This is a genomic window from Yoonia sp. 72 (assembly GCF_034652275.1).
In the GTDB taxonomy this organism is placed as follows: Bacteria; Pseudomonadota; Alphaproteobacteria; order Rhodobacterales; family Rhodobacteraceae; genus Yoonia.
Genome location: NZ_JAXIWG010000006.1, coordinates 13,121 through 33,024, shown reverse-complemented (window position 1 = coordinate 33,024; position 19,904 = coordinate 13,121). Strand labels below are relative to the sequence as shown.

Sequence of the window (19,904 nt, the reverse complement as noted above, 5' to 3'; positions counted from 1 at the left end):
CCGTTGCGACATTCTTGTCGAAATCTGACTGTTCAAGACCCCAGTTGAACGGGCCATTGATGTGCCAAGAAGGCCCTCAACCCCACCAACCGCACCGAGCAAGCTGTCTAAGTTGGCCTGATAAATTGCATGCAGGCTATCGTCAGTCCCACTGTAACGGTCCCAGAACCCAAAGTGGTTCGATGTAACCGCTGCGCGCGCTAGTCCCGCAGACAGGGCTTAGCTGTTCGTATGTGCAACATCTTGAAGAACGCCATCAATCCCGTCCTCGTCAAACAAGTTGTCGTATTCAAGTTTTATCCAAGCATTGCGCAAGTCCGAGGCATTTTCGAACAGTGCGATCATCTCCGTTCGCGACAACTGGTTCAGGTATTCTGCACTTTCGTTCAAAATACCCCGATAAGCGAGCGTCGTTCCCGTTTCGAGCGTGTTCGTCGTCTCGAAATTCAGGCTGCTATACAGCGCATGGTTGGCATAAAGAACTTCGCGATTAATAGTTGAATCTCGGTATTCAACACTCGTCCGGTCGAGCTGACCGAACAGGGTCTGCCCGTCGACCAGCGTGCCCGCTGCATCCAACCCATCCAGAAACGCCCGCGCGGCGTCGTTTTCGACGATATGGGCAAAGCTAGACGCTGGTTTCGCCTGCACGGGCGCAAGCGCCAGAAGCGTCACGGTCAGCAGCGCCAGAAGGCCGGTCAGGAAGATGGGCAAGCGCAATTTCATGACCCCTTCCTAACCGGAGTTATATCCGTCACAAAGCAGAACCTCGACGCCGCAAATTTCAACGACGCAATCGGGCTGATCCGGAACGATGCCCGCGCCTTCTGGTGCGAACGCACAGGGATCGCCACGCCAATCCAGGACGCAACGGGCGGATATTTCGGCCCGATTACAATGCCACGGTATCAGGCAGAAGGAGGCTGAGACGGTTAGATCTAAAACCTCGATACCGCGAGCAGCGCCTTCAGTTTCCTATGGTACGGCCAGTCCTTGGCTGTGCTTTCTCCGAAAATCTCGACGAACTGGGGTTTGGTCATCCTCATACGGCTAGCTGACTGAATTGGACTCGTATCGAGAGAGTAAGCAGCACCACATCGGTCACAAGCAAGAACAATCTCTCCGCTCGCAGTTTTTTCATAGAAGGCACGGCCATCTCCGCAACATGGCGGCTCAAAATCAGACGCCAAAAACATAAACTCAGCCAACATATTGTATAAATTGTTAGCAAGGTCTAATTTTTTTCCACTTTCAAAGACATGCACACCTCGGATGATCTGCGCCAAGGTGTCATTAAATGGGCAGTGCTGGAAAACGTCACTTGGTGACGGAGTTTTATAGCCTCCATGAGCATATATTCGAATTGCTTCATTTAGGAAGCGTTCGCTGCCTTTTGAAGTAAATCCCAGAAAGTATGAAAACTGATCTCTACGGTAAATTAAGTCCATATTAACACCTACGGCACAGGATAGGCAGAAATCAGGTTCCCAGCACTGTCGGTCTGAACCGTGATCCGCGAAGTCGAGTAACCTCCCTGTGATTGACGGACTGTTCCGACTGGCTGACCGACGTCTACTGTTCGCACATAGGTCGGCGTACCATTTATCATTTTCACTTCCGTTACAGGCGCAGACACAACCCGATCAGATCGCAGAATACCTCGTACCTCAGATTGTGAAAGCGTGAACTGACTTTGGGTGTTCCTTCCCCCAAAGTGACGGAAGACCACGTGAATCCACCCTGATGCAACAGGACTCCCTGCATCATTCAGTGGTGTGAAGCGGGTCGGGCCACTCGCTATATTGACTCTAGACTGCACCCTTCCCGGCACGTCGAGTACATTATTTGATGCCACCCCATCAGCAGCATCCGCCTGATTTCTTGCGCTGCGATCGCCGCCCGTAAATCTGTCGACAATCCGTTGCGACATTCTTGTCGAAATCTGACTGTTCAAGACCCCAGTTGAACGGGCCATTGATGTGCCAAGAAGGCCCTCAACCCCACCAACCGCACCGAGCAAGCTGTCTAAGTTGGCCTGATAAATTGCATGCAGGCTATCGTCAGTCCCACTGTAACGGTCCCAGAACCCAAAGTGGTTCGATGTAACCGCTGCGCGCGCTAGTCCCGCAGACAGGGCTTGGCTGTTCGTATGTGCAACATCTTGAAGAACGCCATCAATCCCGTCCTCGTCAAACAAGTTGTCGTATTCAAGTTTTATCCAAGCATTGCGCAAGTCCGAGGCATTTTCGAACAGTGCGATCATCTCCGTTCGCGACAACTGGTTCAGGTATTCTGCACTTTCGTTCAAAATACCCCGATAAGCGAGCGTCGTTCCCGTTTCGAGCGTGTTCGTCGTCTCGAAATTCAGGCTGCTATACAGCGCATGGTTGGCATAAAGAACTTCGCGATTGATAGTTGAATCTCGGTATTCAACACTCGTCCGGTCGAGCTGACCGAACAGGGTCTGCCCGTCGACCAGCGTGCCCGCTGCATCCAACCCATCCAGAAACGCCCGCGCGGCTTCGTTTTCGACGATATGGGCAAAGTCATCCGACACCCCGCGCAGCGTTTCGGCGGTCAGAAGCGCTTTGGCGTCGTCACTGCTGATGCCCTGCTCTTGGGCAAATACATCGGCATAGAGTTCGATCAGCTCGACCTCGCGGATATGCAACTGCCGGTTATAGGCGACCGCCGTCCGCGCGAGGCTGGAGCCTTGGTTCACATTCATCGCGTTCCCGCCCGAGGTGATGTACCCCAAGGCCGCCCCCACCAGCGCCGCGCGGTCCTGCTCGAACGCCAGCCGCGCCGCCTGCTGACCCTGCGCATCCATCGCCGGATCGGCGGCAAAGGCATCGCCGAGCCTGCCCGCGACCAGTTCGGTCCCGAAGCCCACCGCAAAGCCGGACCCGCAACTGCCGCCCGCGATATCCGCTGACAAACAGCCGACCCCGCCATGCAGCATCGCCGCGCCAAAGCTGCCATCGGCAATGGCAAACCCTTCTTTCATCTCGCCAATGCCGAATTGCGCAGTGCTTGTGATCTGGTCCAGCGCGAAACTTGCGATATTGGCGCGGAAATTGTCGCGGAAGTCAGTGCCGTAAGCCACGGAGTGCAACCCCGAAGAAACAGTCGCATTGGCAAAGCCGTTCAGGAATGCGTCAGCGGAGAAGACCGCGGGGCCACTGCCTTGGGCCGGGATACCAACCCAGCTTTTCGAGCCCTCAGCACCTGTCCAGCCGCTGAGGTCAACAAACGACGACACATAGCTGCTGGCCCCGGCAAAGGCTGCATCGCCCAGAATTTTGCCCATGTCGATCTTGCCCGCTACAGCACCGTCAATTACGCCGACGATGGTGCTTGCCGCGGCGGCGTTCACGGCAAGGCCGGTCGTGGTGACGGTCGTGGCTGTCGCTGCCGTTGTAGCCGTGGCCGCCGTGCCTGCGTTGACCATGCCCAGCTGTCCGGCCAGCCCTGTCGGTCCTGCAAGTCCTTGCGTCACAACGATAGTGAGAACAGCCTTGAACGCGGGGCTGAGCGCTTGTTGGCGGTCGTAGAAGTGGTAGCTGACCAGTTCGATAGGGTCGTTGATCGTGGTTTCGCGCGCCAGCAGGGCCGCGTTGAAGGCGAAGGCCTCGCCCTCGGCCTGCGTGGGCACAGGCGAGAGGACCTTACTCAGCGTGCCGTCCTTGTCGGCCCAGTCCATCGTGTCGCGCCAATGGGCGGGCTCTTCGTCGGATGTCGTGTCTGCTCTTTCGCGCGTGTCCGGGGCGTCCAGATAGGCGCTGGCCAGGTTCATGCGTCCGCCATTGTCGCCATCGGCGACCCAGGCACCCGGATGCGCGCTGTCCAGCATCGGATGGCGGATACCGGCGAAGATGATCGGACTGTCGAGATCGAAGTTGACCCCGCCCGCCGCGACGATCCCGTTATAGGTCACGCGCTCGTTCATGGATTCCGAGCGGATATCGGTCATGATCACGCCGTTGTCGCGGCGTTCGCTCAGCGCCTGATAGTTCATATCGATGGCGGCCAGCAGATAGGTCGCGCCGGTGACCTGCGTGTTGAACTGGCCTGCGACATCGAATGCGACTGCTGTCAGGGTCAGGTCTTCGCCTGAGTTGATCAACATATCGCCCGCGGCCTCTACCGTGGCGCCGCGCACTTCGGACATGAGCGAGCGGAAGTCGCGGGTGTTGGTAATCAGCCCACCCAGAATTTTGCTGGATCGGTAGTGGGATTCAGCGCGGATATCGACCGGAGCCGTGAAATTGGTGCTGCCATTGACGGAAATCAGCGCCAGTTCGCTTTGCGCGGCGTACCCCTCCGGCACACCGCGCACACGGATGCTGGCGCCATCGATATTCAGGTCCTGTGCGGCGACGCCGGTGATCTGCCGGGCCGACAGTGACGTCACCTGATGCGAGATGTCGAAAATCTGGTCGCGCCGCGTTGTTTTCTTGAGCCCAAGGAACGAACTACTGGACCGCCTGCGGTCGCTGAAATAGGTGTCGGCGACGGCTGCGATATTCAGATCACCGCCGCGCGCGATCATCGTCAGAGCGCCATCCGCCTGCACGCTGGCCCCTTGCAGGGTGATGTCGTTCTGCCCCTCGGCCTGACCCGACGACAACAGCGTGACATCGCCCTCCGAGGTCAGCGTGGTAATCAGATGGGGTAGGCTTTCGATCCTGTGGAAATTCCTGCCGGAGTCGTTCCCTGTTGCGCGGGCCAGTGCCAGCGCCCCGATGGTAGTGTCACCACCTGCGACAAAGGCCGCTCCGGTGCCGGCTGTGATCTGTGCGCCCCGCGTGATGATGTCATTGGAGGCGCGTAGCACCAGCGTTCCGCCCGCCTCTAGCGTGGCGGGGCGCGCTGCACGGTCCATCCGGTCCAGCGGGGGTGGTGGCAGGGAGTCGTTGCTGATCTGGGAGGCCAGCGCGCGCAAACCGCTCTGCCCGCCATTTCGCGGGGTAACCACCTGACGCGCACCTGTGGTAATGTTGATCGTATCGGCACTGATCAGGATGTCGCGCGCGCTGACCGCGCCGCTGCTGGACACATTGCCCGTCGAGATGATCGCCAGATCATCGCTGGCTCGAATGGCGCCGTTGTTGCTGAAATCTCCACCGCGAAAAGTGACTTCGCGGGCGGTGATGGTCGCACCGCTCAGGCCCGCAAAACGGATTTCGGGGTTGGCCAGATAGACGCGCGGGGCAAGGACGATCTCGCCGTTGATCTCGGTCCTTTCAAGCCAGATGATATCGCTTGTCAGCGCGCCGATCTGCGCAGGTGTCAGCGCCACGCCGACAGTCAGGTCAAGGTTCTGGCGTGCATCGATGGCGTTGTCATACATCGCCTGGATCTGGGCGCGTTCATCGACACCCCCCTCCAGGATCAGCTGCCCAAGCAATGCCAACAGCTGTTTGCGAATATAGAGCGCCTCGGCATAGGCGTCGCCAAAGCGTTTCAGTTCCGGGTCGTACTGGATGGCGTTCAAAAAGTAATCGGACGATACGAACCTGTCGAGGTTTACGAATTCTGTGCGAGTCTCGACCAGATATGCCGCGTCAGGGTCCCGGTTGACGACAAAGAGACTGGAATCACCGATTGCGTCCGACACGGTGTTGCCGAGGTTGATACCCGCACCGGGCCTGACGTTGATATCGTCCGCCAAAGCACCATTGCTGGTGAAACCAGTGACATTGGCGCTGATCACGCCCCTTGCTTCGATAGTCCCAAACAGCGCGCCGACAAATTCAAGCGCGTTTGGATCACCCGCAGCGGGCTGCATGATATTGGCGCCGATGTTTTGCAGGGACGCTGCGGCAATGGTGATGTTGCCCTGTGCGGAAATCAGGCTGTACTGGTTCACCAAATTGGCGCCCGTCAGGGTAATGTTTCCGGCAGAGACGATTTGCGCTGCCGTGCCGCCATGCGTCACTGCACCCGCCAGGGTCACCGCGTTGATGCAGTCTTCGCCGGTGCAGCTGGGATCGTTCAGGTTTTCGTCACCGATCTGAAAGCCGCCTGCCAGAACCGGTGCTTCGCGCCGGTTGGTGAACGTCTCCGCCGCGATCGTAATGTCGCCGCTGATGGTTTCGACACGCCCGCCGTTTTCATTGGTGAAACTAGCCGCGCGTGCGCCCGTCTGCCCACCGATGCTGACCGAGGCATTCGCGACGATCTCACCGCCGGTATTGGTGATGCCACCATCGCTGCGCAAACGCAGCGCGGTATCGCCGAACAACAGCCCCGCATTTGTGATGTCACCTGCTGTCAGGATCAGGTCACCGGTAGAAGAGGCCAGCACCCCTGCCCCGTCAAAGCTGGCGGCAGTAACTGTCGCGTCACCCCTTGCGATCAGTTCGGCGGCATTGGCGACATGCACCGCACCCGCAACTGTCAGATCGAGCGCCGCGGCGGTCGCAACTTCGGCGCCCGTTTGCGCCTCGAAATTGCGACCTATCTCCAGCGCCGCTGCACTTTCGGTGACGAGCTTGGCATTGGCCTGCAGGACCAGATCCTGTGCGGTGGTGATGTCCAGCGCACCGCCTGCAACAATGTTCTGGTCCTGCTGCACGACAACTTCGGCACTGCTCTGGATCGACACATTCCCGCTGGCCGTGGCACTGCCCATGACCAGCCGTCCATCGGCAGTGACCATCATCTGACCGGCATTGGCCGCCATGTTCTGCGGCGCGCGCACGCCCACGCCGTCTTCTGTCGAGGTGATGGTGATCGCATTGGCGTACATGCCGCCCAACACGGTGGAATCGATGGCCAGCGTTGGTTTGGCCGACCCGTCGTCGGCCTTTTCAGTGATTTCGCCAGTTGCATAGAGCACGTCATTGCGGCCCGCGATGACGCGGATACGCTGCCCTTGCACGGCACCTGCCACGCTGATCTGGCGCGAAATCAGGTCAAACTGCGTTGTGGTGGATGCATCCAGCCCGCCTGCGCCGATGTTGATGGCACCGCCATCAACCGAAAATCCGGTAAAGACATCCCCGGTCTTGCCGATGCTGCCCGTCGTCAGCGTCAGGCGATCCGTGTTGATGAAACCGCAACCGTCGCAGGTGATGCCATAGGGGTTTGCGATGATGACATCCGCACGGGCGCCGCCGACCTCCAGAAACCCGTTCATCGCGGTTGGATTGGCGGACGTGACCTCATTGATGATGACCGCCGCCGTGCCGCCCGCAAGGTTGCTGTTGCCCTGCACGATCCCGCCCAGATCGGTCGCGGCGGTGTTGACGCCCACATTGTTCAGGATAACGCCATCCGGCCCGACGCTGAATTGAACATAGGTGTTGTGCGACACGCCGTTTGCGTCCGGCGTTGCGATCATCACCATCGTGGTGCCGTTCGCGGACTGGATCACCTGCGGCCCGCTGCCATCCGCAACGACCGACTGCGCCATGATCGGCTGTGCCGTGATCAGGAAAATCCCGACCCAAGCCGTGGCGTTACGAAAGGCTTTTTGCAGTTGGCGTGTCACAATGATCATCCTTCAATGCAATATCAGAAAGTGGCCGTCACCGACAAAAGAATGACTCCCTTGGGATCGAGGACAGGCGAAAGCGTGGGGCCGGGATCGGTTTCTTCGTAAATGCTCAACAGCCTGTGCCACGCGAGGTCGACCGATACCGTGCCGCCGGTGGTGCGCACTCCGATTGCCGCACCCGTCAGCGCCTTGCTGGCACCGTCGCGGTCGAAATCCACAATGCCTGCATCCAGCCCCGCATAGGTCTGCAAGGCCCCGAAGGTCGCCGGCAGGGTGACATTCGGCGACCATGACACGTCATTGCGCCAGACCAGCCCCGTATTGCCTGTGAACAGACCGAGGTTGCGGCTCGGTGTCTCTTTGAGAGGCCCGTCACCGTCCGGATCGGGTATCGATGCGCTGTTCCAGACCTTGACGCCACGCACGCTCGATTGTCCGCCAATCCCGAATTGGTATGCGCCGTAAAGCGCATCATCGCTCCATTGCCCGCGGAGCGTTGTGCTGAAACCGATGTTGCCGCTTTCGCGCGGCCAGCCCCGGCCATAGCGCAGCTCGAAATCAGCCAGCGTAAACTGCGGGTTCGGGCCAACCAGCGGGTCTGCGGCCACTTCGGCACCAAAGGCATCAAGCCCTTGCTCATAGCCGATCCGCGCCGACAATCCCCCACCCCAAAGACCGCGTTCGTGGTCAAGATCGATGCGCGCGCTGGCCAGCGTCCGGCTGGAGGCATTGATCTGGATTTCTGCAATCCGGTTGACGTTGTCACGCCAGGTCACAACACCCCTGACGCTGGTCTTGCTGTCCTGATTGCGGTGCAGCACGCGCGACAGCGATAGATCGGCGATGTTGGTCCAGCCGTCCGTGCCGATGCTGGTGATCGGGCCAAGCGTGTCGGTCTCGTAATAGGAATACCGGTACGTCCCCTGCAACGCCCACGGCCCATAGGGCAACCGCAGCCCGAGGCTTGCGTTCTCGGTTGCTGCACCGCCGGTGTCGCGGGTAAACGGGTTGCCTTCGGCACCGCGCGACAGATTCAGCGACCATGTTTCGTTCAGCCCGAGCAGATGGTCATAGGTCAGATCGGCAAAGCCGTTGTATTCGCCCTTTTCAGGTGTCCCGAAATTGTTGGCCCCGATGCGCGCTGTCCAGCGTTTGTCGGCCGCAGCACTGACATCAAGGATCGACTGGCCTTCGGCTTCGCCTGCCGTAATCTCCATCGTCGCCTCAAAGCTGGGCATGCCGCGAATGATATCCAGCCCCTGTTCGATTTCGCGCAGGTTGGCGGTGCGCCCTGTCAGCCCGGGAAATGCGATCTGCTGCCAGATGCGGCGCTCTTGCCCGTTGAAACGGATCGCCGCCAGTTCGCCTTCGACGACACGGATATCTAGGCTGCGGTCCGCGATATTCTGTTCGGGCAGATAGGCGCGCGCGGTGATATAGCCGCGATCCACATAGAGAAATGTCACCGCCTCGAGCGCGGCGTTGATCTGCTCCATCCCGAGACAATAGCCCTCGAATTCGCGTACGGCATCTTCAATCTGGGATTGCGTTACGAGTGTTGCGCCCGTGACATCGATCCGGTCGATCGGCACACAAAAACCCTGTGCCCCCGCAGGACCGGCCAGACCTGCAATCAGGATAGCAAGCGCGCGCATCCGGCGGTTATTCAGCTTCGGCGCGGATACGCTCTTCGGTCCATGTGCGCGCTTTGGCCTGACCTGCGGCGATGTCTTCGACGGTCATCTCCGCTTCGATCCGGTCACGCCAGAGGGCGGCGTCATTCAGCCCGCGCACCACGGCCAGATTGGCATAGGCATAGGCGGTGACGATATCCGTGTCCGCCAGCAGCTTGGCATATTCAAACATGCCACCGGCATTGCCCAAATCGGCCGCCTGCAGGAAATGGGCTTTTGCGGCATCCACATCACCCAGATCCAACTGGTACTGCCCCAGCACATTCATCGCCAGAATGTTGCCTTGATCTGCAGACATCTGCCAGTAAGTGACTGCCTGCTCGGTATTTTCGGCGACGCCGCGCCCGATCTGATAGGCCAGACCACAGTTCAACTGACCATCTGCATCACCGGCATCAGCCGCAGCGCAAAGAAGGCGCGTGCCTTCGGCATAGTCGCGCAACAGCACGCGGCCCTCGTGATACATCAGCCCCAGACGCACCTGCGCCCTGACCGACCCGGCATCAACCGCCGCACTATAGAGGTTGGCCGCGCGCATTTCGTCCTGTTCCGTGCCCAAACCCAGTTCGAAAAGCCGGCCCAGATAGAACGCACCTTCGGGTTCACCGGCCTCGTAGGCGGCTGCAAACTCGGTTGCGGCCGATGCGACGTCGCCATCGTCCAGAAACGCGATTCCATCTGCCACACCGCTAAAGCCCGGTGCTGCGGTAAAACCGAGTAAGACAGTCAAAACAGCGATACGCATCGGTATTCTCCACAATATTTGCGACCTGCAATAAGCAACCATTGCGCGAGGTGTCAACAAAGGACAGACGGCTATCTTCTGATGTGTGGCATTTCTTCACCGGTCCCACGGGCGTTGTTGTGCATCTCTGTGCATCGAGGACTTACCTTGCGAATTCATGCAGATGGACGGGCTGCACGCGCAAGCCATCACCCCGCCGGCAACCGGACGACAAACTGGTCCGTTGACACTGCATTACTGCGCTGCGTGGCTGGATGTTGATCTGGCGTGCCAATGACATGACATTGGCACGCTCCGCTGGATGGCAGCGGCGGCACGCGGCCTGCGGTCTTCTCGGATGCGGCGATCCGGTCCTGCCTGACCATCAAGGTTCTTTGCAAGCTGTCGCTTCGCGAGAAAGCCGTGCAGTTGCGGTGAGGCTGTTAACAGCCCTTCATCCCATGCCGCGTGGCTGTCGCCAAGGTGAGCCGGGCTTGATCTTCTCAAGCAACCACGCGGATCGACATCGCTGCCGATCCGCCGCTCGGACGCCGGATGCGCGGTCATATCATACGCTACGACGCCAAGTGCCGCGGTTGGCTATTTCTTCTTTTCGTTGATGTTCAGCGGTGTCTTGCCCTTGTTGAAGTCAGCGGTAGCCAGAACCTTAACGGCTTGCTTCTTGGGTTTCTTGGCTTCCTTACTGCCGCGCTGCTTGTCGCCTTTTGACATGATGGTGTTCCTTGCTTCAGATTTCGTCGATCATCCCGATCAACCAGGGTCTCTGTCGGACACCCCCGCGTTGCCACGCAGGTCAAGCCCCCCGAGAGAAGGGCCGTGAGGTGATTTCATCCTATGCCGGCTGCAAACGCCAGCACTGATTTGTCAGATCTGCTGTCGCAGCGGTCATTGCCGACATGACAATCACCGACGAGATTGCTTGGGTTCTTGGTGGCGTGACCATTCACCATCTGGCCCTGACCAATATGGCGAAGAACAGCAAATCTGCGTCGCGATCCTGAGGCGAGAACCCGGCAACGCGCTTTCGCACGCGTCCGGTGCACTGACAAACATGGGACAGGGAACTGTTGCGTTAATCTGGTCAGGTCGAATGTTGCGCGAAGCGGCTTGTGGGGTCACGCAGCTCCGAACCGCTCATCGCTGAACTGGATTCGCCCCTGACGCCTCGTCGTTTGGTATGGACCTCTTCGCGTTTGCGGTACGCATCGTCTTGAACCCGCTCATGATTGGTTTCGCACTTGGGAAAGATCGCAAGCTTTGACGGTCGCCAATTGGGATGATGTCTCGTGGAAGGCGGTGAAGTTTGCGCGGCCGTTGGCTCGGCATGAAGGCGTCCTTGCATCGCCAACGTCAAGACCATCTGGCCGTTCATGCAACAATCCTCAGCGATGCCTTAGACGCCAGCTTTCTCGGAGCTTTCTGCCGCAAAGAAAAAGCGGATCATTTCCGCGCTGGCGTCGGGGCCTTGGGTGTCGGTGTAGCTGCCCGACGCCTGCCCGCCCGACCACGCATGACCGGCACCATCAACCAGCCAATGTTCCACCGCCTCGCGGCCATCATCGCCGAAGGTGGTGCTTTTCTGGAACGACCTGCCGTTGGTCCTTCCGGCTTTTGCGACAGCCTCGCCGCTGTCCTGCCCATCCTCCTGCGCGTTCAGCGCGATGCGGTCGCCGTTCGAGGGAACAACAGTTCCGTCCGCGCTGCCGTGAAAAACGCTGGTGCGCATGGCAGGGCCATCCCCGCCGGTGATACCGCGCAAACCGGCCATCGCCGCAAAGGCGGTCGGCACATTGCGCGCAGCCCCCGCAGGCAGCCCCGAATGCGCCCCGACGGCGCTGAAGATATCGGGATAAGTTTCACCCAGAATGACCGCCATCGCCGCACCAGCGGAAAGGCCCGCAACAAAGACGTGGTCGGCCGGAATGTCATGGCGTGCGATGACAAGGCGGGTCAGCCCGGCAAGGATGGCCGGTTCGCCGACATCGCGCTGCTGGTCGCCGCGGTCAAACCAGTTCCAGCATGACTGGGCCTGATCCTCGGGCGACTGGTGCGGATAGACGACGACAAAGCCATGTTCATCGGCCAGCGCGTTCATGCCGGTGCCTGCCGCGAAATCCTCGGGCGATTGCGTGGCACCATGTAGCATCACGACAAGACCGGTAATGCCGCCCTTTGCCGTGGCGGGGACATAGGCCAGATAGCGCCGCGATCCGGCATCGCAGGTGAACCTGTCCTCGGCAAAGGTGGCTCCTGCCGCGATGGGCAGGATCACGGGCAGCGCCTCTGGCGTGGGGGTGGCGCGTGCAAAGACAAGGCTTTGCATCGCCGCTGGCCCCGACCACATCAGCCGCCAGCCATTCGCCATCGTCTGCAACGCAAGGCCGCTGGCCGCGTCATGGACCTTGCGTCCCGCCTGTGTCGTGGAACGCCATGATCCAGCGCTGAAGTCAAACATGATCGATGTCCTGTATTGCCACCTCTTGCCCAAGGACCGGATCACACATGCTATGCGTTGACGGTGCCATAAGGTCATCGGGTGACGGGCCGCAGCGGTCGCTGCCTGTGGTCAAAACGCGTAACTGGTCGGAAAAGGGCGAAAGGCCCTGACCATCTGGCCGCAAGAGACGGTTGCGATAGGACAGAATGAGCATGTGGGTCGCAGAGAGGCCTGCCGCAAGGGCGCATGGCCCAAGCGGCGCCAAACCGCCGGTCTAGGTATGGCGCACCGAATTGCCGCCCGCGATGATGCCGTTGATCAGCTTTGCCACAGCCGTGTGCAGCGCCTTGCTGTCGCCCGGCGGGCAGTTTTCATGCGCAGTCGCCGAATCCTTGAGGATTCCGACGATTTCTTTTTCGGGAAGGATGTTATGTTCGTTCAAGGCAAGCAGGAGCGATTCGCATATCGACAGGGCTGCTGTTCCGGCGACGTCATTGGGTATCGTCATGGTCTTATGTGCCTTTGTGTTCGGTCGTGTGGGTGAGGTCACGCCTTTGCGGAACTTGCCGCGACAATAGACACTTTTTGCGGGGTCGGACTGATGCAAAGCAGCCTCGGGCACCGAAACTTCAGACATAAGGAAACGGAACGCATTTTTGACAATGCCCGCGCGGAGAGCCGATGCCTGATCTGAAAAGCCCGTTGACGAAAAAGCTGTCTGCTTTCGTTGCCCTGTCCGATCCCGATCTGGAAACCCTCAGCCGGTTCTTCAGCCAGCGGCGACACTTCCTCGCCGGTCATGAAATGATCTATGAGGGACAAAAGGACGCCTCGGTCTTTATCCTCGCGGAAGGCTGGGCCTGTTCCTACAAAACGCAGGTGGACGGGCAAAGACAGATCATCGATTTCCAGCTTCCCGGTGACTTTCTGGGCCTGCGTAGCGTGCTGTTCCGCACCTCTGATCACAACACTGATGCGATCACGGCGATCAGCGCCTCCGAAGTGTTGCCCTCGGATATCTTCGATGCCTTCCACAACGCACCCCGCCTTGCGGCGGCCGTGCTCTGGGCGGCTTCGCGGGACGAGGCGATGGTGGTCGAACACCTTGTCAACATCGGCAGGCGGTCGGCCGAAGAAGGGATGGCGCATCTTTTGCTGGAACTCGGGGCGCGGCTGAGCCTTGTCGGGCTTGGCGACAAAACGGGGTTCGACTGCCCGCTGACGCAATACCATCTTGCCGATGCCTTGGGGCTGAGCGCGGTGCATGTGAACCGCGTCCTGCGGCAATTGCGCGAGGCAGGGCTGGTCACGTTCCAAAAAGGCCGCGTTGAATTTGGCGATATCGTGCGGCTGACCGAACTGGCCGACTTCGACCTTGCCTATCTGGATCAGGACGGCCCCTTCCTGCGGTGAAGACAGACGACGCAAGACAGGTCGTACCGCGTGCACCGACCTGCAATTCAACCCCTCCGGCTAATGTAGGTCAGCAGCACACGCAAAGCGCGCAGATACGGTGAAGGTGCCTTTCGATTCGCCGCGCATAAAATATCCATGCGCAGCCCCCTGCAAACGCCAGAGATCACGCTGCGTGGCTCTGCCTCATCGAGGAACGGAAAACACCATGGCTGATACGATTGCACCATCACGGTCATCGACCAACCAAGCCGATCAGCACCTGCCGGAGGTATCCCGCTGTGGCGATCCCCGGACCAGTGTCGCCAGCCAGATCGGGCCGATGCGCGCCTATGCGCGGGCCTTGGTGGTGGATGGCGACGCGGCGGATGTCTTCGTGACAAAGGCAATTGCAAAGGCCTGCGAAGAGATCGACAGGTTCGCACCCGAAGCGGATATCCGCACGTGGCTTTTCGGCATTCTGCGCAGCGCCTTCGATGTGGTCCCCCATCAGGGCGATGGCCGGGTCGCCAACGTCCGCGGGCCGCTCTCGAGGCCGCGTGTCGATGGCCATGTGACGCCCGAGGAGTTCACGGCCGCATTCAACGCGCTTGGCGTCGCCCAGCGCGAAGCCCTGTTCCTGACGGTGGCCGCACAAATGTCCTTTGCTGACGCGGCGGCTGTGTGCAAATGCTCGGTCATCACCCTGAAACGGCACGCGATCGCAGGCCGCACGCGGCTGGCCATCACCCTGTTCGTAGGCAATAGCGCGCGTCAAAGGCCAAGTCCTGCCACCAGCCGCGGGCTGCTCCGGTTGGTCGTGTCCTCGTGACGGCGCCCGATCTGCTGACGCACAAACCTTCATACCTGAAACACTGCGAGGTACAGCATGCCGCTTCCTAAACGCCCGTTCCGCCTGTCCCCTTCGGAGACACGCGCCGCCAATACGACAGAAGCGGCAAGAGACCTTGTCGACACGCAGACCGCCGCGCGCGAGGCGCAGGTCAAGCGGCTGCGACTGGCACGACTGGGTCGTGACAGCGCAGCGCAGGCGTCTGTGCCCGCAGCGAACGAACCTGCGACTGCGAAAGGTGCAAAGCGCAAGTGAGAGCCCATCTATGCCAGCCCACGTTATCCTGCACGATCGGGATGTCGAGCATCTGCGCCAAATGGCGACCCATGTCCTGTTTGGGCAGGATGACTTGGTCCTCCCCAAGGGTCAGGACCGTTTGAATTCAGCGCTTGAGTGTGATTCACCGCTCGAAAACGGAGGTGTGAGATATCTGATCTTTTCTGGCTGAGCGATGCGCAGATGATGGTCAGCCTTGCAGGCGGACAGGGCGAAAAGAACACCGTGATGTTCGACGCCGCGTATCTCAAGGCACAGCGAACCGCGACCAGTATCGGCGCGACACAGGGGAGTCGCGATCAACCCTCGCGCAAGGCCGCAAGTCGGGCCCATGCAGCGTGGAACCCGTCAAGCGATACCGCCAAGACCACCGGTTGCCCTGCGTCTACGATCAGGTCAACATCGAGCATGCCGCCTGTGTCCAGCCGTGCCAGTGTCGCCGTGTCAAGCTGCGCCGTTGCCATGCAGCCTTGTGGTAGGCAAGTGCGGAACGGCGCAAGCAATGTCAGGACCGGGCCATCGTCGGTTGCCTGCACGGATGTGCGCAGCACGCGCTGTCCGGCCTCTGCCTCGCTCCGCTCTTGCGTCATTTCGCAGACCTGCGTGGCAGGCGTTGTTTGCGGATCGCCTGCCACCGTGTCGCACCGCAGGATCCAGTCACGGTAGGTTTCCTCGATCAGGTAGGGGCCGTCAGCCGCGCTCTGCGCTATGGCAACTGACGCTGTCAGGGCAACGGCAAGACCCGCCGCGCGGATGATCGCGCCCCGCCCGGTCACCAGCTGACCCGCACGCCAAATGTCCCCGACAGGCCCGTTAACTCCGCCCCTGAAAGCGCGCGGTTTGCCGCAACCTCGCCAAAAACCGCTGACGGCTGCGCATCGTCGCCCCAGTTAGGTCCCGCCAAATCCGACCTCGGCCGTCCAGCAAGCGGTCGTCGCCTCAAGCGCCGTGCCATCGATCAAGACGCGGCTATCGCGGTCAAATCCGTGGATCAGATTCGCGATCCCATAGACCCGAGATCCGGGTCCGGTGGCCCACGCCTTTTTGCCCGCCAGCCCAAGGCGCAGGCGCAGGCTTTCGCTTTCCTCGACATCAATCGCTGCGCCGCTTTCGGTGGTAAAGCTGTCGATGCGGACATCAGACCAGCCGCGTTGCGCCTGTGGCGTCCATGTCAGGCCGTTGTCCTGCATGAACTTCTGCCCGATCTCGACCGAGGCCATGCGCCCGAGACCTTCCTGCCCCGCGATCAACGTGCCGGACCAGTCCGCGACCACCAGCCTGTCGCTGGCCGACCCGTCACCACCCGGCACAACGTCAAGCACCAGATCGGATGTCGCGCTATAATCTCCCGAAACGGTCAGGATCGTCCCGGCGTTTCCCGTCTCGCCTGACAGCGTCAGGGTGCCGATGCGTTCGCTGGCAAGCACTTGCAGGATCGCGTCCCGCTCGACCGTGACAGCGCCTGCATGATTGATCGCAGCCCCGCCATCCAGGGCAAGTGTGCCGTTTTGCACCGTCGTCGGGCCGGTGTAGCTGTTCGATCCGGTCAGCGTCGTTACGCCGGTCAGCGCATTACTGCGATTAACCACAAGCGCTGCATTGTTCACGACCGCCGCGCTGCCCAATGTGCCGGTCGTGCCACAAGCGCCGACCCGCAACATGCCCTCACTGATGGTTGCGGTGCCGCTGGAGGTGTTGTTGCCCGTGAGGGTCAGGGCAGAATTTGCTCCAATCGACAGCCTCGTCGTATTGGTCGCCCCGTCCGAGATCACGCCACCGAAGGTCGAACTTTCTCCAATGAAAGAAGAGCCCATGAAAAGCAATCGGTCCACGGCGCCAGTCCAGGTCACATCCTGCGCCTGTGCGTGCCCGCCCAGCACCACGGCCCCACCTGCGGCAAGGATGAAAATCAGTTCGGTCGCACGCCCAAAGCGGAACTGACGGGACAGGCTGCGCTGACGCACCCCAGCCTTGATGACGGCTTACCTGACATTTTCGCGCCAATAAGTCCTGCTCCCGGCGAGCCAAAATGCCAACGTCAATATGGTGGCTCGAACCGGGTGCAACTATCATTTTTCCCAGTAAAAAATTGCTATTCGCGTCTGTTGATCAGACAACTTTTATTCAGCGCCCGAGAGCACCCAGTTAAGTGATCTTTCTGCCTGTTGCGCGTTTGCGCCCAACTTCGTGACAGCTTCCATGCCGGGGGCCGTGACAAAACAATGCCCGAAAGCAGCATGCCCCTGTGGTCTCGGCGAAGGTGGCGGCATGGCGCGGCAGCTTCAACCATTACCGCCCGCATTCAAGCCTAGTTGGCCTGACACCGCGGGAATAAGCTATCTGGCCAAAGGAGGACCAAAACTGAACAGAGCGAACTCCTAGATGAGGCCGCTCAGGGGAGCAGGTCGGTCATCCACAGCACAAGACCTGCAACGGCCCGAGCGGACACAGTTGATATCAAGCGCGAGCGAAGTGTCGCATCAGCGTGTCTTCTTGGGGTGGCATCACGCCAAGCGCGACACGCAGCGTTGCAATTGCCGCGGTCGTGCCGTCGATCACTGGAACAGCGACCTTCGGCTGCAAGCGTGCCGCCAGACCTGCCAGAGGTCCGCCACCAAGAACGATGCTGTTGACGCGATCCTCGCGCGCCGAGGTCTGGCACAGGGCAAGCAATTGCGCGGCAAGCACGACTTGTATCTCGCCGGGGTCGTCCCAAGTCGCCCCATCAACCATGTGCATCGCGGCGATACGTTCACCATGCCCGTAGCCGACCGCTGTCTTGTGCAAGGCGTCCGCCATATTGGCCGCAAACGACACAATCGACATGCGCGGTCCCAGCACAGATGCCATTGCATAGGCCGATTGCGCGATCCCGACCACTGGCAGGCCGGTCTGCGCACGCACGGCGTCCAGTCCGGTATCACCGAAAGAGGCCAGAATGATGCCATCAATCGGCTGTTTCCAAGCCGCAAGTGCGCGCGTCACGGCCTGTTCGGCCCGCTGCGCATCATCAGGCGTGACGATCAGTTCCGGCGCGCCGGTAGCGCAGATTGTGGCAATCTGCTCTCCAGATTGGCAAGCGGCCTGTGCTGCGGCATCTATCCGTGCTGTGACCGAGACCGAGGAATTGGGATTAATGATCAGAAGTCTCATTGCGTCATCCCAGTATCATCGCGGGAAGCCAGAGCGAAATGGCCGGGAAGATATTGACCAGTATCAGCGCGACTAGCATCGCCCCGATAAACATCATCAGTGGCGGAAGAATCTTGCCGATAGAGATTTTGGCAATCGCGCAGGTGATCAGCACAACAGAGGCAACTGGCGGCGTTTGCTGACCGATCCCCAGATTGATCGTGATGATCAACCCGAAATGAACCCGATCAATCCCCAACTGGTCAGCCAGCGGCAGAAAGATCGGCACCAGCATCAAGATGGCCGGAGTGCCATGAACAATGGTGCCCGCCAGCAGAAAAAACACGTTGATTGCCAGCAGCACCACCCAGTAGTTTTCCGATATGCCGAGGATCGCATTGGCAATGTCCTGCGGGATGCGCTGATTGGTCAGATACCAGCCCAGCAGGGTCGATGTCGCGACGATGAACATCAACATGGCGCTGCGCTTGCCGGCGATACGCAGCGAGTCAATAAAGCTGTTCCAGCTTAGCGTGCGATAGATGACAGCGGCGAGGATAATCGACCACAGCGCTGCGACGGCGCCTGCTTCGGTTGCGGTGAAAATACCGCCCAAGATTCCGAACAGGATCAGGATAGGGAGCGTCAAAGGCAGCGCCGCATCCTTGCCTGTGTCCACAACACGGGCAAAGCTGAACGCGCCTTCGGTCGGGAAACCCTTGTAGACCGCGATGGCATAGGCCGTCAGCAACAGAAGAAAACACACCAGAAAACCGGGCAGAATACCTGCCGCGAACAATTCGGCGATAGAGGTGTTGGCGACATAGGCATAAAGGATCAGGTTCAGCGAAGGCGGCACGATGATTGCCATCGTGGCTGACGTCGATGTGACAGCCGCAGCAAAGGCCGCTGAATAGCCACGCTTCTTCATCTGCGGAATCATGACCGACCCGATTGCGGCGGCATCCGCCGTGGCAGTACCTGAAATCTCGGAGAAAAAGAGCGAGGTCAGAATGTTGACATGCGCAAGCCCGCCCCGGATATGGCCGACGAGCGACGTCGCAAAGGCGATCAGCTTTTCCGCGATCTTGCCTTGGTTCATCACCTCGCCCGCGATCATGAACAAAATTGCCGCGACCAGCAGGTAGTTATTGGCACCGCCAAAAGGGATCAGACCGATGATCATCGGCACCACTGCCGGATCAAGGAAAATCAGCACCGATGCCGTGATACCCAGCACGAAACCGATCGGAACGCCCATCAGCAAAAGGGCGATCAGCAGGATTAAAATCAGATATCCCGGGTCAAGAAACATCAGCCATCTCCTTCGGGCAGTAATTCATCGGGATTGATCCGTCCCATGATCAGGCCGACCAGCCGCACAAGGCAGATCAGCACGATAAGTGCGCCACCGAGCGGAACAGCGCCCCGGAACAGGACAAGCGGCAGGTCAACGGATATCAGTGTGCGCCCCATAAAGCTGAGCGCCGCCTTCCCGCCATACCAGAACATGGCAGCGCCAAAGCCCGCCATCAGGATCTGGTTGATGCACGCCAGCAGACGTTGCGCGCCACCATGCAGCATCCGCGCGAAGGAATCGAAGCCGAGATGCTCATTGGTGCGGGTCAGGTAGGCGGCGCCAACGAATGTCAGCATCGCAAGAATATGCGCGGGCAACTCTTCGCCCCATGATACGGAGCTGTTCAGGATAAACCGCGAAAACACCGCGTAGTTCAACAGAACCAGCAAAATGCCCGCGACTGTGACGGTAAAGATGTCCAGCACGCGGCACATCAACCGGTCGAGCCAGAGAACAACATTCCCCAGACTTTCCATGCCATTCTCCTGCATTCGGGGCGGGTAAGTGTGCG

Annotated in this window: 17 protein-coding genes and 1 pseudogene; 5 read left to right on the top strand and 13 right to left on the bottom strand. The window is 59.8% G+C overall.

Annotated elements, in window-relative coordinates; all coding sequences use genetic code 11:
• Positions 1 to 219 precede the first annotated feature (219 nt).
• The 5 genes from VCK47_RS17855 to VCK47_RS17835 form a co-directional block, all read right to left on the bottom strand.
• On the bottom strand, positions 220 to 726 hold the full coding sequence (locus VCK47_RS17855) for a hypothetical protein (protein ID WP_322892215.1): 507 nt from the start codon (positions 724 to 726) through the stop codon (positions 220 to 222).
• A 212-nt stretch (positions 727 to 938) separates the two neighbouring features.
• Positions 939 to 1,448: a hypothetical protein gene (locus VCK47_RS17850; RefSeq protein WP_322892216.1), complete on the bottom strand. Its 510-nt coding sequence runs from the start codon at positions 1,446 to 1,448 to the stop codon at positions 939 to 941.
• 8 nt (positions 1,449 to 1,456) lie between these two features.
• A complete protein-coding gene (locus VCK47_RS17845; protein WP_322892217.1) occupies positions 1,457 to 7,498 on the bottom strand; it encodes a filamentous hemagglutinin N-terminal domain-containing protein in 6,042 nt (2,013 codons plus the stop codon).
• Between the two features lie 23 nt (positions 7,499 to 7,521).
• Positions 7,522 to 9,159, bottom strand: coding sequence for a ShlB/FhaC/HecB family hemolysin secretion/activation protein (locus VCK47_RS17840; RefSeq protein WP_322892218.1), 1,638 nt, complete (start codon positions 9,157 to 9,159; stop codon positions 7,522 to 7,524).
• A 7-nt stretch (positions 9,160 to 9,166) separates the two neighbouring features.
• On the bottom strand, positions 9,167 to 9,943 hold the full coding sequence (locus tag VCK47_RS17835; protein WP_322892219.1) for a tetratricopeptide repeat protein: 777 nt from the start codon (positions 9,941 to 9,943) through the stop codon (positions 9,167 to 9,169).
• 153 nt (positions 9,944 to 10,096) lie between these two features.
• On the opposite strand from VCK47_RS17835, the pseudogene VCK47_RS18005 reads away from it, so the two are divergent.
• Positions 10,097 to 10,345 (top strand): annotated as a pseudogene (locus VCK47_RS18005) (transposase); the annotation flags it as partial.
• 177 nt (positions 10,346 to 10,522) lie between these two features.
• Here the strand turns inward: VCK47_RS18005 and VCK47_RS17825 are convergent.
• The 3 genes from VCK47_RS17825 to VCK47_RS17815 all read right to left on the bottom strand — a co-directional run bounded on the left by VCK47_RS17825 (position 10,523) and on the right by VCK47_RS17815 (position 12,888).
• Positions 10,523 to 10,654 (bottom strand): hypothetical protein, encoded by a 132-nt coding sequence (locus tag VCK47_RS17825; RefSeq protein ID WP_322892220.1) that lies wholly within the window; start codon positions 10,652 to 10,654, stop codon positions 10,523 to 10,525.
• Positions 10,655 to 11,336: 682 nt separating this feature from the next.
• The gene (locus VCK47_RS17820; protein WP_322892221.1) at positions 11,337 to 12,398 is read right to left on the bottom strand and encodes a PHB depolymerase family esterase; all 1,062 of its coding nucleotides are present in this window, start codon (positions 12,396 to 12,398) and stop codon (positions 11,337 to 11,339) included.
• Between the two features lie 256 nt (positions 12,399 to 12,654).
• Positions 12,655 to 12,888 carry a hypothetical protein gene (locus VCK47_RS17815; protein WP_322892222.1) on the bottom strand — a complete coding sequence of 78 codons (234 nt, stop codon included), beginning with the start codon at positions 12,886 to 12,888 and terminating at the stop codon, positions 12,655 to 12,657.
• A gap of 173 nt (positions 12,889 to 13,061) precedes the next feature.
• On the opposite strand from VCK47_RS17815, the gene VCK47_RS17810 reads away from it, so the two are divergent.
• The 3 genes from VCK47_RS17810 (at position 13,062) to VCK47_RS17800 (ending at position 14,880) form a co-directional block, all read left to right on the top strand.
• Entirely contained in the window at positions 13,062 to 13,793 is a 732-nt protein-coding gene (locus tag VCK47_RS17810; protein ID WP_322892223.1) for a Crp/Fnr family transcriptional regulator, read from the top strand.
• A 208-nt stretch (positions 13,794 to 14,001) separates the two neighbouring features.
• Positions 14,002 to 14,604, top strand: coding sequence for a hypothetical protein (locus VCK47_RS17805; protein ID WP_322892224.1), 603 nt, complete (start codon positions 14,002 to 14,004; stop codon positions 14,602 to 14,604).
• A gap of 57 nt (positions 14,605 to 14,661) precedes the next feature.
• Positions 14,662 to 14,880, top strand: a complete 219-nt coding sequence (locus VCK47_RS17800; protein ID WP_322892225.1) for a hypothetical protein — start codon at positions 14,662 to 14,664, stop codon at positions 14,878 to 14,880.
• Positions 14,881 to 15,200: 320 nt separating this feature from the next.
• Here VCK47_RS17800 and VCK47_RS17790 read toward each other — a convergent pair whose 3' ends face one another.
• Positions 15,201 to 15,677 (bottom strand): invasion associated locus B family protein, encoded by a 477-nt coding sequence (locus VCK47_RS17790; RefSeq protein ID WP_322892226.1) that lies wholly within the window; start codon positions 15,675 to 15,677, stop codon positions 15,201 to 15,203.
• Between the two features lie 114 nt (positions 15,678 to 15,791).
• A complete protein-coding gene (locus VCK47_RS17785; RefSeq protein WP_322892227.1) occupies positions 15,792 to 16,865 on the bottom strand; it encodes an autotransporter outer membrane beta-barrel domain-containing protein in 1,074 nt (357 codons plus the stop codon).
• Positions 16,866 to 17,146: 281 nt separating this feature from the next.
• On the opposite strand from VCK47_RS17785, the gene VCK47_RS17780 reads away from it, so the two are divergent.
• Entirely contained in the window at positions 17,147 to 17,236 is a 90-nt protein-coding gene (locus VCK47_RS17780) for an integrase core domain-containing protein (protein ID WP_322892228.1), read from the top strand.
• A 122-nt stretch (positions 17,237 to 17,358) separates the two neighbouring features.
• Here VCK47_RS17780 and VCK47_RS17775 read toward each other — a convergent pair whose 3' ends face one another.
• From VCK47_RS17775 to VCK47_RS17765, 3 genes are read right to left on the bottom strand one after another with little or no spacing between them, the layout of a single operon-like run.
• A complete protein-coding gene (locus VCK47_RS17775; RefSeq protein WP_322892229.1) occupies positions 17,359 to 18,054 on the bottom strand; it encodes an aspartate/glutamate racemase family protein in 696 nt (231 codons plus the stop codon).
• Positions 18,055 to 18,058: 4 nt separating this feature from the next.
• On the bottom strand, positions 18,059 to 19,348 hold the full coding sequence (locus VCK47_RS17770) for a TRAP transporter large permease (protein ID WP_322892230.1): 1,290 nt from the start codon (positions 19,346 to 19,348) through the stop codon (positions 18,059 to 18,061).
• Positions 19,348 to 19,869: a TRAP transporter small permease gene (locus tag VCK47_RS17765; RefSeq protein ID WP_322892231.1), complete on the bottom strand. Its 522-nt coding sequence runs from the start codon at positions 19,867 to 19,869 to the stop codon at positions 19,348 to 19,350. Before VCK47_RS17765 ends, VCK47_RS17770 begins: the two co-directional genes overlap by 1 nt.
• Between the last annotated feature and the right edge of the window lie 35 nt (positions 19,870 to 19,904).

What these genes read in the sequence shown, in the direction of transcription:
- VCK47_RS17855 (WP_322892215.1), bottom strand. Translation starts at nt 726, where the DNA reads ATGAAATTGCGCTTGCCCATCTTCCTGACCGGCCTTCTGGCGCTGCTG.
- VCK47_RS17850 (WP_322892216.1), bottom strand. Translation starts at nt 1,448, where the DNA reads ATGGACTTAATTTACCGTAGAGATCAGTTTTCATACTTTCTGGGATTT.
- VCK47_RS17840 (WP_322892218.1), bottom strand. Translation starts at nt 9,159, where the DNA reads ATGCGCGCGCTTGCTATCCTGATTGCAGGTCTGGCCGGTCCTGCGGGG.
- VCK47_RS17835 (WP_322892219.1), bottom strand. Translation starts at nt 9,943, where the DNA reads ATGCGTATCGCTGTTTTGACTGTCTTACTCGGTTTTACCGCAGCACCG.
- VCK47_RS17825 (WP_322892220.1), bottom strand. Translation starts at nt 10,654, where the DNA reads ATGTCAAAAGGCGACAAGCAGCGCGGCAGTAAGGAAGCCAAGAAACCC.
- VCK47_RS17820 (WP_322892221.1), bottom strand. Translation starts at nt 12,398, where the DNA reads ATGTTTGACTTCAGCGCTGGATCATGGCGTTCCACGACACAGGCGGGA.
- VCK47_RS17815 (WP_322892222.1), bottom strand. Translation starts at nt 12,888, where the DNA reads ATGACGATACCCAATGACGTCGCCGGAACAGCAGCCCTGTCGATATGC.
- VCK47_RS17810 (WP_322892223.1), top strand. Translation starts at nt 13,062, where the DNA reads ATGCCTGATCTGAAAAGCCCGTTGACGAAAAAGCTGTCTGCTTTCGTT.
- VCK47_RS17805 (WP_322892224.1), top strand. Translation starts at nt 14,002, where the DNA reads ATGGCTGATACGATTGCACCATCACGGTCATCGACCAACCAAGCCGAT.
- VCK47_RS17800 (WP_322892225.1), top strand. Translation starts at nt 14,662, where the DNA reads ATGCCGCTTCCTAAACGCCCGTTCCGCCTGTCCCCTTCGGAGACACGC.
- VCK47_RS17775 (WP_322892229.1), bottom strand. Translation starts at nt 18,054, where the DNA reads ATGAGACTTCTGATCATTAATCCCAATTCCTCGGTCTCGGTCACAGCA.
- VCK47_RS17770 (WP_322892230.1), bottom strand. Translation starts at nt 19,348, where the DNA reads ATGTTTCTTGACCCGGGATATCTGATTTTAATCCTGCTGATCGCCCTT.
- VCK47_RS17765 (WP_322892231.1), bottom strand. Translation starts at nt 19,869, where the DNA reads ATGGAAAGTCTGGGGAATGTTGTTCTCTGGCTCGACCGGTTGATGTGC.